The 16,542-nt window shown below is 72.7% G+C and carries 13 protein-coding genes; 5 read left to right on the top strand and 8 right to left on the bottom strand.

Going from position 1 to position 16,542, the window contains the following annotated elements; all coding sequences use genetic code 11:
- Positions 1-47 precede the first annotated feature (47 nt).
- Positions 48-1,109, top strand: coding sequence for a tryptophan--tRNA ligase (gene trpS / locus ACFYY7_RS16840; protein ID WP_388662201.1), 1,062 nt, complete (start codon positions 48-50; stop codon positions 1,107-1,109).
- On the opposite strand, the gene ACFYY7_RS16835 is transcribed toward trpS, so the two are convergent.
- Entirely contained in the window at positions 1,103-1,693 is a 591-nt protein-coding gene (locus ACFYY7_RS16835; protein WP_388662199.1) for an exonuclease domain-containing protein, read from the bottom strand. The genes trpS and ACFYY7_RS16835 overlap by 7 nt on opposite strands.
- A 168-nt stretch (positions 1,694-1,861) precedes the next feature.
- Between ACFYY7_RS16835 and ACFYY7_RS16830 the strand changes: the two genes are divergently transcribed.
- Positions 1,862-2,101 (top strand): hypothetical protein, encoded by a 240-nt coding sequence (locus tag ACFYY7_RS16830; RefSeq protein WP_388662197.1) that lies wholly within the window; start codon positions 1,862-1,864, stop codon positions 2,099-2,101.
- A gap of 15 nt (positions 2,102-2,116) precedes the next feature.
- On the opposite strand, the gene ACFYY7_RS16825 is transcribed toward ACFYY7_RS16830, so the two are convergent.
- From ACFYY7_RS16825 to ACFYY7_RS16805, 5 genes are all read right to left on the bottom strand, one after another.
- Positions 2,117-4,105, bottom strand: a complete 1,989-nt coding sequence (locus ACFYY7_RS16825) for a potassium channel family protein (protein WP_388662195.1) — start codon at positions 4,103-4,105, stop codon at positions 2,117-2,119.
- Positions 4,106-4,133: 28 nt separating this feature from the next.
- Positions 4,134-9,110: a DNA repair ATPase gene (locus ACFYY7_RS16820; protein WP_388662193.1), complete on the bottom strand. Its 4,977-nt coding sequence runs from the start codon at positions 9,108-9,110 to the stop codon at positions 4,134-4,136.
- 113 nt (positions 9,111-9,223) lie between these two features.
- Positions 9,224-11,374, bottom strand: a complete 2,151-nt coding sequence (locus ACFYY7_RS16815) for a flotillin family protein (RefSeq protein WP_388662191.1) — start codon at positions 11,372-11,374, stop codon at positions 9,224-9,226.
- A gap of 92 nt (positions 11,375-11,466) precedes the next feature.
- Positions 11,467-11,649 (bottom strand): hypothetical protein, encoded by a 183-nt coding sequence (locus tag ACFYY7_RS16810; protein ID WP_388662189.1) that lies wholly within the window; start codon positions 11,647-11,649, stop codon positions 11,467-11,469.
- Positions 11,618-12,283 (bottom strand): hypothetical protein, encoded by a 666-nt coding sequence (locus ACFYY7_RS16805; RefSeq protein ID WP_388662187.1) that lies wholly within the window; start codon positions 12,281-12,283, stop codon positions 11,618-11,620. Before ACFYY7_RS16805 ends, ACFYY7_RS16810 begins: the two co-directional genes overlap by 32 nt.
- A 264-nt stretch (positions 12,284-12,547) precedes the next feature.
- Between ACFYY7_RS16805 and ACFYY7_RS16800 the strand changes: the two genes are divergently transcribed.
- Positions 12,548-13,618 carry a PucR family transcriptional regulator gene (locus ACFYY7_RS16800; RefSeq protein ID WP_388662186.1) on the top strand — a complete coding sequence of 357 codons (1,071 nt, stop codon included), beginning with the start codon at positions 12,548-12,550 and terminating at the stop codon, positions 13,616-13,618.
- A gap of 300 nt (positions 13,619-13,918) precedes the next feature.
- On the opposite strand, the gene ACFYY7_RS16795 is transcribed toward ACFYY7_RS16800, so the two are convergent.
- The gene (locus tag ACFYY7_RS16795; protein WP_388662185.1) at positions 13,919-14,374 is read right to left on the bottom strand and encodes a tellurite resistance TerB family protein; all 456 of its coding nucleotides are present in this window, start codon (positions 14,372-14,374) and stop codon (positions 13,919-13,921) included.
- 161 nt (positions 14,375-14,535) lie between these two features.
- Between ACFYY7_RS16795 and ACFYY7_RS16790 the strand changes: the two genes are divergently transcribed.
- Entirely contained in the window at positions 14,536-15,030 is a 495-nt protein-coding gene (locus ACFYY7_RS16790; RefSeq protein WP_388662183.1) for a BlaI/MecI/CopY family transcriptional regulator, read from the top strand.
- Between the two features lie 7 nt (positions 15,031-15,037).
- Positions 15,038-15,985: a M56 family metallopeptidase gene (locus ACFYY7_RS16785; RefSeq protein WP_388662182.1), complete on the top strand. Its 948-nt coding sequence runs from the start codon at positions 15,038-15,040 to the stop codon at positions 15,983-15,985.
- Here ACFYY7_RS16785 and ACFYY7_RS16780 read toward each other — a convergent pair.
- Entirely contained in the window at positions 15,933-16,475 is a 543-nt protein-coding gene (locus ACFYY7_RS16780; RefSeq protein WP_388662180.1) for a nitroreductase family deazaflavin-dependent oxidoreductase, read from the bottom strand. The genes ACFYY7_RS16785 and ACFYY7_RS16780 overlap by 53 nt on opposite strands.
- Between the last annotated feature and the right edge of the window lie 67 nt (positions 16,476-16,542).

The following is a 16,542-nucleotide window of genomic DNA, read 5'->3' as shown; positions in this document are numbered from 1 at the left end:
GGCGGGCCGTCCTCCACGCAACCAGCACTCGCGAGGAGACAAGACCGATGAGCACAGCCACAGCCACAGCCTCAGCCGCAATCGCCGCAAGCACCGCCGAGCTGGAGGCGCGGATCCGGCAGGCCCCGCAGAAGTTCCGGGTGATGACCGGGGACCGGCCCACCGGGCCCCTGCACCTCGGGCACTACTTCGGCACCCTCCACAACCGCGTCCGGCTCCAGGAGCTGGGGGTGGACGTGTTCGTGATCATCGCCGACTACCAGGTGCTCACCGACCGGGACGTCGCCGACCGGCTCGGCGAGCACATGGAAGGGATGCTGCTGGACTACCTGGCCGTCGGGATCGACCCGGCACGTTCGACGGTCTTCAACCACAGCGCCGTGCCCGCGCTCAATCAGCTGATGCTGCCGTTCCTGAGCCTGGTCTCCGTCGCCGAGCTGAACCGCAATCCCACGGTAAAGGACGAGATCGCGCACTCCCGGCAGTCGGCCGTCAGCGGGCTGATGTTCACGTACCCCGTGCACCAGGCCGCCGACATCCTGTTCTGCAAGGGGAACCTGGTGCCGGTCGGGCAGGACCAGCTGCCGCACCTCGAAGTCACGCGGACCGTCGCCCGGCGCTTCAACGAGCGGTACGGGGCGGTCTTCCCGGAACCGGAGGCGCTGCTCTCCGACGCGCCGCTCCTCCTCGGCACCGACGGCACCAAGATGAGCAAGAGCCGGGGCAACTCCATCGCGCTGGGCGCCGACGCGGACGAGACCGCCCGGCTGATCAAGGGTGCGAAGACGGATGCCGAGCGGCACATCACGTACGACCCGGAGAACCGGCCCGGGGTGTCCTCGCTGGTGCTGCTGGCGGCGCTCTGCCTGGGACGGGAACCGCACGCCGTGGCGGAGGAGATCAGCGGGGGCGGTGCGGCCGCGCTCAAGCGGACCGTGACCGAGGCCGTCAACAGCCGGATGGCGCCGATCCGGGCCCGGCGGGCGGAGTACGCGCGGGACATGGGGTACGTACGGTCGGTGCTCCGCGCCGGGAACGAGCGCGCCAACGAGATCGCGACGGCGACGCTGGAGGAAGTGCGGGGGGTGATGGGCGGCGCGCTTCAGTAGTGCGTCTGCCCGTCAGCGGTGGCCTCCGGCCAGGCGCCCCGGGCCGCCACGTCCAGGATCAGCGCCGCGATGTTCCAGGCGTCGTCCGCGCCGCTGTGGTGGCGGCCCTCCAGGGGGAGGCCCGCCACCTTCAGGGCCTGGGCCATGCCGGGGCGTTTGCGCAGGCCGTGGGCGGCGGTGAAGGGGAGCTTGGCGTTGGTGTGGCGGCGGCCGAAGGGGTACCGGGTGCCGGTGGCCCGGCACTGGCGGGTGAACTGGTTGCGGTCGTAGTCGCCCCAGCTGGCCCAGGGCCGGGTGCCCGACCGGTGCTCGGAGGCCAGCAGGCGGCAGGCCTCGGCGAAGGACACCCCTGTGTTCACCTCGGCCTGGGTGAGGCCGGTCAGCTCGGTGCAGAAGGCGCTGACCGTGGACCGGGCGGGCCGGACCAGGATCCGGTGGCGGGCGAGCCTCTCGGCCGCGCGCAGGTCGACGACTGTCAGGCCGATCTCGATGATCTCGCTCACCGCCCCCGGGGGCGGTTGCCCGTCCCAACAGGTCGCCTCGATGTCGATCACGTTGAGGAGGTCGGGGGCGTCGGTGTCCATGGGGGCAGGGTAGGGGGGAGGGGAGCGCAGGGCATGCGGATTTCGGTCGTCGGCCGGACCTGTGCCGGCACGGTCGGGTGAAGGGCGGGCGGGCCGTGGTGTGCCGCCCCGCCGAGGACCGGGCGGCGGCATAACGTGCCTGGCTCCGACGAGACCTGGAGATTCCCTGTGCGGCACGTTCTTCTTGCCGGTGCCTGCCTCGCGGCCGGCGGCATTCTGCTCCTCGCGCCCTCCGCGCAGGCGGTGGGCGACGACACCGGAGGAGAGCCGCAGCACCACACCGTCATCATGTCGAACGAGGAGTTCGAGCAGCTGTACGGACATGAGGCGGCACGGGCGCCGGAACCCGTGGATGGGGTTGCATTTGTCCTGCCCGCATCCGGCTGGGGCGCCGTCGCCTTCCGGTGAGGCCGTGCGGGGGCCTCACGTCCCCGGGGTCACCCGGCGCCGTCCCCGTAGCAGTTCGGCCAGGCCTCGGCGGGTCGCGGCGATGACCACGCGGTCCTCGGGGCGCAGTACGTACCCGGGGTGCAGGTCCCAGACCAGGCCGGACTGGTTGTCCGGGGAGAGCGGGGCCAGGTCCGGGCGGCGGTCGCCGGGTGGGGTGGCGTCCAGGGCGAGGACCCGCCAGGCGCCCGCCCGGAACGCCTGCTCCACCGTGTGGCCCTCCAGCTGCCGGTGGCCCGCCACCTCGACCGCGGCGAACAGCATCACCTTGCGCTCGACCGGGATCGCGCCCAGGATCTGGCGGCCCATCATGGCGACCGCGAAGGCGGGGGCGGCCAGATGGGAGACGGAGCGGGAGCGGGTCACGGCCTGGGGGTGGGCGGTGCGCAGGGTGCGGTAGACGGCGGTGGCGAACTCGTCGTCGTACAGCCGCAGTGCCACCCGCAGGTCCGGCTTGACCGAACGGGCGTAGAGGGCCGCCTCCAGGTTGGTGGTGTCGGCGCTGGTCAGGGCGAGGAGGGCGCGGGAGCGCTGGATCTTCGCCGCTTCCAGGACGCCTTCCTGGGTGACATCGCCCAGGACCACCGGTACGTGCAGCCGGCGGGCGACCGGGATGCCGCGCGCGTCCGGGTCGTCCTCCACGCACACCACCGGTATGCCGAGTTCACGCAGCCGGACGAGTACCCGGGTACCGATCTTGCCGAGGCCGAGCAGCACCACATGGCCGGACAGGCCGCGTGGCGGGCGGCGCAGCGAGGAGGCCGTGCGGAGCGATCCGAAGGCCTCCAGGACACCCGCGACGAGGAGCGGCAGCAGCATCAACCCGGCTATGCCGGAGAGGAGTTGGATGATCTGGCGGGCCAGCGGGTCCCCGGTCGCCGGGTCGCCCATTGCGAAGAGGTCGAGCAGGGTGAGGTAGGTGGCGTGCAGGGGGTCGTCGCCGGTGGTGAGCGTGGAGGCGATGGCGAGGCCCAGCACGGCCAGGCCGACGCCGAGCGCCGACCAGCGCAGCCGTCGCGAGAAGACCTGGCCGAGTGGTGCGCCCCGGCCTCCCATCCGTGGCGGCGGTCCGGGCGGGCCGGCCTGGCTGACCGCCTCCAGGACCACCGTGCCCCGTCCGGTCGCGGCGGCCACCTGTCGTTCGTCGGGCAGCAGCCGGGGGCCTTCGTCGCCGCTGCTGTCGGAGCCCTCGGTGCCCGCCGGGTCATGGGTGGTGGAGGAGAGCAGGGCGAGGGTGCACAGGCCGGGGTCGGCGATCTGGCCGCCCTCGGGCGGGGTGCGTTCGGCGGCGCGCAGCAGCAGGCCCTCCGCCTGGATGACCTTGCTGGAGCCGGTGAGGACGGTGGCCGCGAGGGCGGGGGCGGCGGTGTCGGCGTCGGAGAGGACGGTGGTGGAGGCGTCCAGGGCGGCCCGGTCCAGGCCGGGGGTGGCGAGGGCGGCGGCCTGGTCGAGCAGCGTCTCCAGGTGCTGGCCCAGCTTGCGGTTGTAGAGCCGGATGACCAGCCGGAGGCGGGGGTTGAGGCGGCGGGCGGTCAGCGCGGCGCGGATGTTGCGCTCGTCGTCGTCGTACACCAGGGCCAGGGCGGCGGCCGAGGCGACGCCCGCCTCGTCGAACGCCTCGTCGGAGGGCTCCGCCGCCTCCAGGATGCGGACCGGGTCGACCCCGGCGTTGGTGTCGTCCCCGAGCGCGTCGGCCCCACCGCCTCCGCCGTTGCCGCCGTTGCGGTTCATCGCCGAGGACATGCGGCCGAACAGTGCCGACGCCAACCCGCGTCCGGTGAGGGGGAGTTCGGGGCGACGGGCGTCACGGCCGGGCGGCAGCAGGAGGGTTACCCGCTCCCCGTACACGTAGCGCAGTTCGACGGCGAGGCGCCGGGCCAGTGCGTCGTCGCCGCATACGACCATGTGTCCGCTGAACGGGGAACGTTGGGGCTGCTGGGGAAGTGGGGGCACGTGACCCAGCATGCCTTGTTCCTCTCCTCCGGGAGCGCGGTCAGTGATCTTCTGTCGGTCCGGCGGGCGAAGGCGCCGCGTGGCGGGCCTGCGGGTTGGTGAGCAGATGGCGCGGGTCCGCGACCCGGACGATCGCCGTCTCGACCGCCGCGATCCGGTCCGCGAGCAGCCCCAGCGCGGCGACGGCCCGGGTCATCGGGTCGCCGTCCGGGCCGCCGAGGGCCTGGGTGCGGACGTAGGAGGCGGTGATCGCGGACCAGCGCGCGGACTGTTCGGGGGTGAGCCGGCCGCGCAGCGCGGCGAGCTTGAGCAGGTTCGACTCCGCGCCGGTGGTCAGTGTCTGGGCCTCGCCCGTGTAGTGGTCGTCGATGACGTCGGACAGCTCCGCGTCGTTCATCACCGGCACGATCCGCTCGGCGATCTTGTTCATGTTGCGGTACGAGCCCTGGAGCCGGAACGGCGGCTCGGTGCGCGTCGCGTCGGTCTGCGCGGCCGAAGCGATGTACGCGGCGTTCACGGCCAGGACGGTGTCGCGTGCGGTCAGCAGATGGCGCAGGACCGCGACGATCCGGTCCACCTCGGCGGGGGCGTACGGGTGCTCCAGCCGGTCCGCGCGCGCCGCGCTGTCGCCGGAGGCGAGCCGTACGAACAGGGCGAGGTCGTCGCGGGAGCGCCCGGCGAGCGGTGCCAGCACCGGGTTGGCGGTCAGCGCGTTCTCGACGAAGCTCAGCGCGAAGACGTCGTCGCGGCCGCTCAGCACCTCGCCGAGGTTCCACACGTCGGCCCGGTTGGCGAGCATGTCGGGGATCCGGAACCGCTCGCCCGATTCCGTGTACGGATTGCCCGCCATGCACACCGCGAACCGCTTGCCCCGCAGGTCGTGGCTGCGCGGCTCGCCGTCCCGCACGCCCTCGATGCGGCGGGTGGCGTCGCAGAGCGGGATGAACTTCTGGAGCAGTTCGGGCGAGGTGTGCTGGATGTCGTCGAGGTAGAGGAGCGTGTTGTTGCCGGACTCCAGCGCGAAGTTGATCTTTTCGATCTCCTGGCGGGCGGTCGCGGTGCGGGCCTGGGCCGGGTCGAGCGAGGTCACGTCGTGGCCGAGGTTCGGGCCGCTGATCTTGACGAGGACCAGGCCGAGCCGGTCGGCGACGTACTCCATCAGCGTCGTCTTGCCGTAGCCGGGCGGCGACACGAGCAGCAGCAGGCCCTGCGAGTCGGTGCGCCGGTCGGCGTCGGCGGTGCCGAGCTGCTTGGCGAGGCTGTCCCCGATCAGCGGCAGGTACACCTCGTCGAGCAGCCGGTTGCGGACGAACGCCGACATGACGCGCGGCCGGTGGTCGTCCAGCCGCAGCCGGGCCCGTTCGGTGTTCACCAGTGCCGTTCGCCGGCGCTGGTAGGCGCGGAAGCCGGGGACCATCGCGGTACGGAACTCGGCCGTACGGGCGAGGAGTTCGTCGATCCGGACGGTCAGTGCGCCCCTCTCGACGCGTGGGTGTGTGCCGAGCAGGCCCTCCACCCGTGCGGTCAGCGGGGCCTCGCAGTCGTACCGGCCGAGCACCGGCTCCGGGCAGAGCTCCACGGCGACGGCCTCCGCGAGATCGCCCGCGTCGATCGCGGTGCCGCTCGCGGTGGCGTACGAGGTGAGCCAGCCCTCGACGAGCTGGCGGCGGGCCGGCAGGTCGTCGACCAGTGCGGCGAGATCCTCGTCGTACGCCGAAGTGCCCGTTGTACGGCGGAACTTGTCCAGGAACGTGCGGACGGCGGCGCTGGTCACGAAGCCGGCCGGGCCGCTCGTCAGCTCCTCGAAGAGGTACGCGGCGACGGCGGACGGGTCCTCGGGCGTGTCCGCCGCGGCCTCGCCGCCGATGACGGCCGCCCACTCCTCCTGAAGGGCGTCGACGGCCGGGGCGAGGCCGAAGGTCTCGCGGGCGCGGGCCAGCGAGCGGGCCCGCCGGGTCCATGAGGTGCGCCGCGTCTCGTCCGTGCCGTATGCCCAGAAGAGTTGAGCGGTTGCCCGGACGGCGGGCGGGCAGCGCAGCAGGCCGGCCCCGGCGTGCAGCCGCAGCAGGGCGGTGAGGATCGCGGTGGCGTCCTCGTCGTGGACGCCGCGCTGATAGCCCTCGTCGTATGCGGCGGCGGCCGACTCCCGTACCAGAGAAGTGAGTTCGGCTGGGGTCAGGGCGGCGAGGGTGTCCGCGCCCCGCTCGTCGAGGAGCCGGGCGGCCAGGTGCTCGGCCCGGTAGACCCGCGGGGACTCGGAGGGGAGGGTCTGCTCCCAGTACGGGCGGGTCGCCTCGAACTCCGGGTCGGTGACCGGCGCCCGGTAGTCCGTGCCGGTGAGCGCGAAGGCGAGGCGGTCGCCGTGCGGGACGAGCGTCAGGTCGAAGGGCTGGGTGTTCACCGCGAACCGGTGCCAGCCCAGCCGGATCACGGCGCCGCCGTCCGCGTACAGCTCACTGCGGTCGCGCAGCGCCCGCCCGGCCTCCTGGCGGGCGGCCAGCAGCTGCCCGTCGAGCTCCTCGGCCCGCACCGGATCGCCGAGTTCGCGCAGCTCATCGGCGGTGCGGCGGATCTTGGCAGCCATCGGGTCGGAGGCCAGGAAGGTGTTCACGGCGTCCAGGTCCGGCAGCGCGGTCAGCCGTCGGGAGACCGTCTCCAGGACCCGGGCCGCCGACTGGGCCAGCCGCTCGGCGCGCCGGGCGCGGGCGTCCTGGAGGGTCTGCTTGCGGGCCGAGAACGCCTCGTACACCTCCGTGCGGCGCTCGGCCAGCTCGGCGAGGAAGTCGTCGAACTCCGCGAACCGCGACTCCAGGTTTTCCAGCTGGAGCAACAACTTGGAAAGTTGATCATCACAGGCGTCCGGGGTGCCCGCGGCGGCGATCGCCCCGGTGACGGCCTGCCCGAGCAGCGCGAACTCGGCTGCGAACTCGGCGCGTCCCTCGTGGTCCAGGAGTTCGCGGCGGCGGGCTTCGAGCGTGGCGCGGGCCCGGTTGACCCCGCCGAGCACCTCGGCGATCCGCTCCAGGATCGAGGTGCGGACAGTCGTGTCCCCGATGTCGAGACCGGCGACGACGTCCGTGACGGTGCTCAGTCCGTCCGTCATCCCGTTCAGCCGCTCGCCGAGCGCCGCCGCGTCCGCGACGGTGGCGAGTTCGGACGCGGCGGCGGTCAGAGCGGCGATGGACTCGTGGTAGCCGGTGAAGGCGTCGTCCCGGCCGAGGAAGGCGACGGCGCGCTGTGCGGCCGATTCGAGGTCGGCGGCGGTCGCGGTGGAGAGTTCGGCGATCCGCTCGGTGTCCGCGTACCGCATCTCGGCCAGCGTCGCCAAGTGGCCGTGGGCGCGGCGCAGTTCGGTGAGCTGGTCCACCCAGGCGGCGGCCGAGCGGGGGGCCTCGCCACGGATGCGGCGGACGAGCGCGGTGAGCCGTTCGGCTGTCTCGTCGAGCGCTTCGGCGGCCTGCCGGGTCAGCTCCCGCACGGTCTCGAACTCGGTCAGGACCTGCTCGGCGGTGGCCTTCAGTTCCGCCAACGGGGCGGCGAGTTCGCCGAGTTCGGCGTCGGTGAGCCAGTGGTAGCGGTCGGTGGCCCGGGTGCAGTCCGCGACCAGCTGCGCGTACACGGCGGCGGTCGGGGTGGTCTCGGCGGCGCTGTGCGCGAGCGCCAGGCAGTCGGAGATCCCGCGCACCAGATCGGCGTTGCCGACCCGGGCCAGCGGGCCGGTGCCGGCGGGGCGGGAGGCCGCGTGGGTGTCGGAGACGTACGGGGTCCGCCAGCGCTGCAAGGGGTGGACCCTGGCCGGTTCGTCGCCGGTGGCGGTGGTGCGCAGCAGGACGAGGGTGCCGTCGTCGAGCAGGGCGTGGCCCCGGCCCTGGAGCGGGGTGGCGACCTCCTGCCGGATCAGGTTGTAGGGCAGCAGCAGTGCGCGGCCGTCGTCGGGGGAGCGGAAGACGTAGAGGACGTCCTCGCCGTTCGGGGAGCGGACCGCGCCCTCGAAGACCGGGCCGGTGAGGGGCTCGGCGATGTCGAAGGTCTTGGCGGTGCCGGTGGTGAGGTAGTAGCCGCCGGGGAAGATGATCCCCTGGTCCTCCGGGAGCCGGTGGCAGGCCGGTCCGATGCCGTCGAGCCGCAGCACGGTGCCGAGCAGCGAGTTGAAGACCAGGTACCGCCAGGACTCCTCGTTGTACGGGCGGACGCGGAGCAGGACCAGCGGCCCGGTCGTGGCGTGCTCGACCTCCGCGTCGGCGAGCGACTGGAGGGGTTCGGCGACCGGCTCCCGGTAGATCCCGTCCGGGGTGTCGGTGTCGTTGACCGTCTTGACGGTGAGGGTCCCGCCGAGCGTGTCGACGTAGAGCGCGGCGCTGTCCGGGCCGTCCCCGCCCACCGCGATGTGCGGGTGCCGGCCCAGCACGTGCGACTCGCGCCCGGCGGCGGTCCAGGTGAAGTCGTGGGAGGGCGGGAAGACATGGTCGCGGTCGCCGCGCGCGTCGAGGAACGCGCCCGGCGACCCGTCCGGGGCGAGCGCCCAGCGCAGCACCCGGATGCCGTCCGCGCTCTCGCCGGTACGGAAGACGGCGAGCAGCTTTCCGTCCACCAGGCGCAGCCGCAGCAGCCGGGCGTCGCGGTAGTAGCGGTGCAGCGCGGTGAACTCGCGTACGAAGTCCTCGTCGGCCAGCAGGCCGCCCGCGACGGGCGACCCCAACTCCGGGCCGTACAGGGCGAGTACGTCGGAGAGCTCGGCCGGGTCCGCCGCTCCCGGGCCCCGCTCGAAGCCGAACAGCAGCTGCCCGCCGACGGCCACCAGGTCGCGGGGGACGGCCGCGTGGCCGGTGCGGATCTGCTCGGTGCCGGTGAGCCGGAGCTCGGTCGAGCCGAACTCCTCGATGCGGCGCGCGTTCAGTTCCTCGGCGCGGCGCGCGAGTTCGGCGGCCCGGTCGCCGAGCCGGCGGCGCAGCACGTCGTACGTCCCCGCGTCCACGGGGCCGCCGGTGGGCGCTGCGGGCGTGGTGTCGGTGTCCATGCGTACGACTCTCCCTGCGAGGTGTTGCGAGCTGCGTGGTGGTGCGGGGCGGGTGGTGCGGGGGTGCGGACCGTCCGGCGGTCGGGTCGCTCGCCGGACGGTCCGGTTCCGTCCTACGCGACCGGCGCGGACCCGTTCCGCGAGACGGGTACGGCGGTGGCGTCCGCCGCCCCCGTCGCCGCGGAGACATCCGGCCCGGTCAGCACCGAGACCGGCTGGTCGGCGAGGCCCAGTTCCTTCGCGGCGGCCAGCAGCTGCTGGACCTGCCCCGAGGAGACCCCGGTTCCCGGCGCCTTCATCATCCGCATCAGCAGCGCGGACACCGTCAGGTTCTGCACATCGCCCGTGGACACCGACCCGAGCACCCGGGTCAGGTCCTCCGTGAACGACGAGGTGCCGTTCAGCCACGGACCCGCGAGGGCCTGCGCGGTGTCCGAGTTCTTCACGAACCCGTCGAAGCTCTTGCCCATCGAGACGGCCGAGACCAGCCGGTCGAAGAAGACCGACTCCCCGCCGACGATGTCGATGTCGGCGTTCTCCAGGCCGGTGGCCAGCACCGTGGCCTGCGCCTCGGCGACCTGCCGCTGCACGTCGAGGCCGGCCAGCCGGATCTCCTTCTCCGCGGCGAGCCGCAGCCGGTACTCCTCGTGTCCGCGCGAGGCGTCGTCCAGCGCCGCCATCGCGGCCGCCTTCTCGAGGAGGCCCGCCGCTTCGGCCTTCAGCTTCTCGCCGATCATCGCCGCGTCGGCCGTCGCCTGGGCCTGGGTTCCCTCGGCTGCCGCGAGTGCCTTGAGCCTGGCCCCCTCCGCCTCGGCCCTGAGCCGGGCGGACGTGGCCTCGGCCTCGGCGAGACCGGCCTTCTCGATGACATCCGCCTCCGCCTCACGGACCTGGATCTCGGCGAGGCCGGGCGCCGCGGACTCCGCCTGGATGCCCTCGGCCAGCCGCAGCTTCGCCTGGGCGTCCAGGTCCGCGGTCTTCAGCCGGGCCTCGGCGAGCGTCAGCTGCTCCGCGGCCAGGTGGGTGGCCGCGGCCTCCGCCGCCTCGGCGGCCTTGATGTCCTTGACCAGCTTCTCCTGGGCCTCCGCCTCGGCGGCGATGATGACCGACCTGCGGGTGCGCTCCGACTCCTCGACGGCCCGCAGCGTCTTGATCGACTCCTCCTGCTCGGCGACCGTACGGTCCACCGCGATCCGCTCCCGGATCACATCGGCGACCTCGCGGCGCTCGGCCTCGACCTCCTTCGTCGCGGCGATCCGGTTCAGCTCGGTCTGCCGCTCGCGCCCGATGACCTCGATCAGCCGGTCCTTCTCGATGCGCTCGTTCTCCACCGCGATGACCCGCTCACGGTTCTTCTGCGCGACGGCGATCTCCCGGGCCTGGTTCTCGCGCTGGATGCCGAGCTGCTCCTCGGTACGGATGAACGCGGCCTGGGCGCCGAGCCGTTCCTCCTCCTGGACCTTGGCGGTGGCGGCCTCCTCGCGGGCCCGCAGCGTCTCGACCTCGCGGCGCTGCTTGATCTCGGCCTCGGCCTGCCGGCGCTCCAGCTCCAGGATGGTCTCCCGGGCGTCGACGTCCTGCCGGGTGATCTCCTTCTGCTCGGTGCGCTGGAACTCGTTGGTGCGTACGTGCTCGATCGCCGTCAGCTCGGTGATCTTGCGGATGCCCTGCGCGTCCAGGATGTTGGCGCCGTCGAGCTGCGTCATCGGCGTCTGCTCAAGGAAGTCGATCGCGGCGTCGTCGAGGTGGTAGCCGTTCAGGTCGGTGCCGATGACCCGGATGATCCGGTCCCGGAACTCCTCGCGCTTGGTGTACAGGTCGACGAAGTCCAGCTGCTTGCCGACGGTCTTGAGCGCCTCGGCGAACTTCGCGCCGAAGAACTCCTGGATCGCCACCTTGTCGCTGGCCCGCTCGGTCCCGATGGACTGGGCGACCTTGATGACGTCCTCGACGGTCTTGTTGACCCGCACGAAGAAGTTGATGTGGATGTCGGCGCGGATGTTGTCCTGGCAGATCAGGCCCTCGCGCCCGGTACGGCGGATCTCGATGGTCTTCACCGAGATGTCCATGGTCTCGGCCTTGTGAAGGACCGGCAGGACGACGGCCCCGGTGAAGGTGACGTCGACCTTTTTGGTCTTGGAGATGATCAGCGCCTTGCCCTGCTCGACCTTGCGGAAGAGCCGGCTGATGACGAGGAGCAGGGCGACGGCGATGAGCAGAACAACGGCTACGAGCACACCGAAGCCCAGGGTGATGGCATCCATGACAGTCCTTGCGGCTGGTGAGGAAGATGGTGAAGGAAGAGGAGGGTGCGGCAGCGGCCCCGGCGGCGGGCGGCCGGACGGCGGGCGACCGATCACACGGCGGCGACGACGCGGCGGTCGGTCCGGCCCACGCGGACCGGGCGATTCGAGTGGGCCGCGCTGTCCGCGCTGTCCGCGCTGTCCGCGCTGTCCGCGCTGTCCGCGCTGTCCGCGCTGTCCGCGCTGTCCGGGTGGTCCGGGCGGTCAGCCGGTGCGGCGTGGGGTGCGGCGCGCACCCGTGCGTGGTCGTGACGTCGGCGGGCCCGGGTCCAGCGCCTTGTCGTAGGGCGAGACCCAGAAGAACTCGCCCTCGTCGTCGTACGCGTACAGGAGCCCCGCACTGCCCGCGGTGAGGACCGGGCCGTCCGCCGGAGCGAGCAGCCTGACCTGGACGATCGCGGTGGAACCGTCGTCCGCGGTGACCTCGGCCTGGCCGAAGTCGGAGCTGACGGAACCGGTACGGACCGTGCAGACCCGGCCCAGGAAGTCCTGCCGCGACGGCGGCGGCTCGTCCGGGAAGCGCCGGCGGAAACAGCGCACCAGGACCCGCAGCACGGCCCAGCCGAGCAGCAGCGCCCCGGCGAACACGCCGCAGGCCAACGCGGCCCGGGTCAGGCCGGTGGTACCGCCTCGGTGCACCAGGACCGTACCGGTGAGGCTGGTGAACCAGCCGACGACGACCATCACGGACACCGAGACGGTGACCGGCACCCCGCCGATCCCGGCCAGGTCGGTGTCGAGGTCGCCGTCGAAGGAGTGGTGGTCGGCCGCACCGACCAGCACCAGGAGCCAGAAGAGGACGACGACGGCCAGCGCCGCGCCGAAGAGAACGGCGGGAAAGGCGGTCGCTGCGCTCAGGAACTCCTGCATCCGTCCAGCCCTTCTCCTGCTGGGCGGCCGGTGGTGACTCCGCTGCTGCGGCACCGCGTGGCGCGGTGCCGCAGCAGCCGGGTCGTTCCCCCGTGTCCCCCCGTGTTTCCCCCGGTTGGTGCTGCCCGGATCGTGTCATTAAGGGGCATGACGCCGCACTGCCGGAATCCGGCAATCTTTGCCCGTCCTTGATGCCGGGCACCGGCATCGGCCGGTATGCGTTGGGTGAGTGTCAACGTTGCGTCAGGACTGTGAGGAGAACGCGTGCCGGAGCCGGAGATCCCCGATGAGCTTCTGGCGGGATATGACCGCATCCTGACCGATGTGGCCACCACCGGCCGCCGGCTCACCCGTGACGAGCTGGACGACCGCCGCCTCCTGGGCCGGGAGGCCGCCGAGTCCGGGTTCCAGCTGCGCGCCATGGTCGTCCGCCACATCGCGGAGACCCGTACGGCCTGGCCGCTCGGCCCCGCGGCCGACCGCGCGGCCACGGATTCGGTGCTGGCCGCGGTCGAGCAGTTGGTGGATGCCTTCGCGGACGGTTTCGAACGGGCCCAGCGGATGACCGTGCGGCGCGAGGAGGCGGCGCGCCGCGAGTTCATCGACGACCTGCTGTACGGGCGCAGCGATCTGGGCCGGCTCGCCGAGCGGGCGACCCGGTTCGGGCTGCGACTCTCCCGCGCGCACGCGGTCGCGGTGGCGACGGGCCCGGAGGCGTACACGGAGACCGACTCCGTGCCGCGCACGGTCGAGGCGGCGCTGCTCGCCCGGTTCGGCGGCCGGAAGATCCTGCTCACGACGAAGGACGGGCGGCTGGTCTGTATCGCCCCCGGCAGTCAGCCCGACGTCCTGCGGTACTTCGCCAAGCAGTCGCACGCGGCGACGGACGGCGGCCGGGTCGCGGTGGGCCGCCCGCACCACGGGCCCGGCGGCGTGGTCCACTCCTACGACGAGGCGCTGGACGCGCTGGACCTGGCGGAGCGGATGGATCTGGACGATCCGGTGCTGTACGCGGCCGATCTGCTGGTCTATCCGGTACTGACCCGTGACCGGCAGGCGATGGCCGATCTGGTCCGCAGTCAGCTGGGCCCGCTCCAGCAGGCCCGCGGTGGCGCCGAACCCCTGCTGAAGACGCTCGCCGCCTACTTCGACGCGGGCTGTGTGGCCGCGGAGACGGCCCGCCGGCTGTCGCTGAGCGTGCGGGCGCTGACCTACCGGCTGGAGCGGATCCATCAGCTGACCGGTTCCGATCCGTCCGACCCGATGCACCGCTACACCCTGCAGACGGCGGTCATAGGCGCACAGCTGCTGGACTGGCCTGCCAAGGAGATCTGACCCGGCTGCGGGGTCCGGAGAAAGCTGCGGGGTCCGGAGAAAAAGGGTGGCCGGGGGTGCGCAAGGGGGAGTCGCGCACCCCCGGCCTGCCGGGCGCCGGCCGGTGGTCAGTCGGCAGCGCTTGTTCCGGCGGTTCGGGGCGCCGTACCGGGCAACCGGTGCGGCGGACGCTCGAACGGTTTCACAGCTCGAACGGTTCTACGTGTTCTACGGCCCTACGCGCCGCACGGCCCTACGCGCCGCACGGCCCTACGCGCCGCACGGCCCTACGTGCCGCACGGCCCTACGTGTCGGGCGGTCCTACAGGTCGAACTCGTGCGGCGGGAGGTCGAGCGCGAAGCACGCCTCGCGCACGACGGCCTGCTCCGACTTGTCGAAGTCGCCGTCGGCGCCGCCGATGACGATGCCGATCTGGATGACGGCACGAGCCTCGGCGGGCTTCTTCTTCGCCTTGCCGATCTCCTGGAGCACGCTGACCTTGCCGAACGCGAAGTCGGCGGTGAGCTTGTTCACGTAGTCGTTGAAGCGGCGCTGGAGGTCGTCCGCCGGGAAGTTCTGCAGGACCTGGTTGGAGGCGATCAGCGAGGCGACGCGCTGGCGCTCGGACGGGTCGATGGAACCGTCGGCAGCGGCGACGAGGGCACACATCGCCATGCTCGCGTCGCGGAACGCCCCGCTCTTCAGGTCGTTCTTCTTGGCTTCCAGCTGCGACTGCATCGACGAGGCGGATTCCTTGATCCGATCCCACAGTGCCATGACGTCTCCATACGTTGCTTGCGTTGCGTTGCCGGATGAAGTCCAACTCTACAGACGTGTAGAAGTTAGCAGCAGGGGCGCCCGCTGTGTTCCGGAAACGGCGGTAAGTAGGATGCTGCGACGCCGCAGCCGACGCGGCTTCGCAGAAGGGCGGACCCCCGATGGACTCGGCCAGGCCCGGCCACCGCCCGGACAACGAACCACCGTGCGACGGAGTGCCCGCCCCTGCGGAAAGCCCGCGGCTGCGCAGGCGCGGGCAGGGCGAACTGGAGGCCCAGGTCCTCGCCGTACTGCACTCGGCGAACGGTCCCGCGACCGCCGGCTGGGTCCAGGAGCACCTCGAAGGCGACCTCGCGTACACCACCGTCATCACGATCCTTTCCCGCCTCTACGCGAAGAAGGCCGTGACCCGCTCCCGCGAAGGCCGCTCCTACACCTGGACCTCGGCCTCCGACGAGGCCGGTCTCGCCGCCCTGCGGATGCGCCGGGTGCTGGACGGCGAACGCGACCGGGACGCCGTGCTCGCCCGCTTCATCTCGGCCCTCTCCCCCGGTGACGAGGAACGCCTGCGCGCCCTGCTGGCGAGGGCGGACGCCCCGAATCACCAGGGCGACCCGGATGATCCGGTCAACCCCCGTGACACGGAAGGGCTGTAGCCCACCGATGGGTGTCTTCGTCTGTCTGCCGCTCGTGCTGCCGCTGACCGCGCTGCCGATCGCGCGCCTGGCCGAACAGCATCTGCACCCCCGCAGCGCGACCCGGCTGCTCGCCGTCGTCGGCGCGCTGCTCGCCCTGTGCAGCACGCTCTGCCTGGGCCTGCTGATGGTGGTGGGCACCGCGCAGCTCCCGGGCAACCCGCTGCCGGACAGCTGGTCGGACCCGGAGGTGCGGGACGCGGTGCCGTACGAGGTGAAGGCGGGGATCGTCGCGATCGGGGCGCTGGCGGCGGTGCTCGGGGCGTGCGGGTGGACGGTGTTCCGCCATGTCCGGCTGCGTGTCCGTGCGGGCCGTGCGCTGGCCGCCGCGCCCTCCGTCGTCTCCGGCGACGTCGCGTTGCTCCCGGACCCGGAGCCGTACGCCTACGCGCTGCCCGGAAGTCCGGGCCGGGTCGTCGTCTCGACCGCGATGACCGAGTGCCTGGACGGCGGTGAGCGGCGGGCCCTGATCGCCCATGAGCGGGCCCATCTGGCCGGCCGGCACCACCGCTACCTGCTGGCCGCCCAACTCGCGGCGCGCGCCAACCCGTTCCTGCTGCCGCTGCGTACCGCGGTGTCGTTCAGCACCGAGCGGTGGGCGGACGAGGAAGCCGCGTGCGCGGTCGGCGACCGGAGGGTGGTGGCGGTCGCGGTGGGCAAGGCGGCGCTGTACTCGCACCGGGCGCCGGACGTCTCGGCCGGTCTCGCGGCCTTCGCGGCCCCGGCGGGCCCCGTGCCGCGCAGGGTCGCGGCGCTGCTCGCCCCGGTGCCCACGGTCCGGCTGTGGCCGCCGTCGTCGGCGCACGTCGCCTTCGCGGCGCTGGTCGCGACGGTGGGCACGGCGGCCTCGGCGCTGTCGTCGCTCAACGCGGCCGTGACGCTGGTGGGGATCCTGCGCGCGACGACCCCGCTATGAGCCGTACGAAGGGGATGGACTCGCCGGCCCGCCGGTAGCCGTCCGCGCTCCCGTCGGGCTCGTGCCCCAGGTAGGCGCAGAGCCGGTGCGCGAGAGCGGGGTGCCGTGCCGCGTACCGCGCCATCAGCTCGCCGCCCTCCTCGGCCGCCACGAACTGCGCGGTCACCACGTGGAACCGGCGGCCCGCCTGCACGGTGGCCTGCGGGGTACGGACCAGGTTCCGGTACCAGTCGGCCCCGGGCCCGAACCCGGACGCGACGGTCCAGCAGCGCCGCCCGTCCGTCACCGTCGACTCGACGACCTCGATCGTGGTGCGCCGGGCGAGCCCGGAGACCCGGCCGGTGTGGACGAGCAGCAGCAGCCGCCCCCGGAACAGCGGTCCGAGCCCCACCCGGAAGAGATGCGACGGAAGCCGTGCGGCCGTGCGCCGCCAGCCGGTCGGCAGGGGTGGGCGGTGCGGTTCGGCAGGGTCGGGGAGCTGAGGTGTCACTATGCAAAAGTTGCATAGTCCAAACGTTTGTGCCACCGTCCGGCACCCCTGTTCCGCACCGGGTGCC

This window comes from Streptomyces sp. NPDC001933 (genome assembly GCF_042890955.1).
Classification (GTDB): Bacteria; Actinomycetota; Actinomycetes; order Streptomycetales; family Streptomycetaceae; genus Streptomyces.
The sequence above is the reverse complement of the archived record's forward strand: the minus strand, read 5'-3'. Positions and strand labels throughout refer to the sequence as shown.

Excerpts from the sequence above, each read along its gene's own strand:
- trpS (WP_388662201.1), top strand. The coding sequence starts at position 48 with ATGAGCACAGCCACAGCCACAGCCTCAGCCGCAATCGCCGCAAGCACC.
- ACFYY7_RS16835 (WP_388662199.1), bottom strand. The coding sequence starts at position 1,693 with ATGGACACCGACGCCCCCGACCTCCTCAACGTGATCGACATCGAGGCG.
- ACFYY7_RS16825 (WP_388662195.1), bottom strand. The coding sequence starts at position 4,105 with ATGCTGGGTCACGTGCCCCCACTTCCCCAGCAGCCCCAACGTTCCCCG.
- ACFYY7_RS16820 (WP_388662193.1), bottom strand. The coding sequence starts at position 9,110 with ATGGACACCGACACCACGCCCGCAGCGCCCACCGGCGGCCCCGTGGAC.
- ACFYY7_RS16815 (WP_388662191.1), bottom strand. The coding sequence starts at position 11,374 with ATGGATGCCATCACCCTGGGCTTCGGTGTGCTCGTAGCCGTTGTTCTG.
- ACFYY7_RS16805 (WP_388662187.1), bottom strand. The coding sequence starts at position 12,283 with ATGCAGGAGTTCCTGAGCGCAGCGACCGCCTTTCCCGCCGTTCTCTTC.
- ACFYY7_RS16795 (WP_388662185.1), bottom strand. The coding sequence starts at position 14,374 with ATGGCACTGTGGGATCGGATCAAGGAATCCGCCTCGTCGATGCAGTCG.
- ACFYY7_RS16790 (WP_388662183.1), top strand. The coding sequence starts at position 14,536 with ATGGACTCGGCCAGGCCCGGCCACCGCCCGGACAACGAACCACCGTGC.
- ACFYY7_RS16785 (WP_388662182.1), top strand. The coding sequence starts at position 15,038 with ATGGGTGTCTTCGTCTGTCTGCCGCTCGTGCTGCCGCTGACCGCGCTG.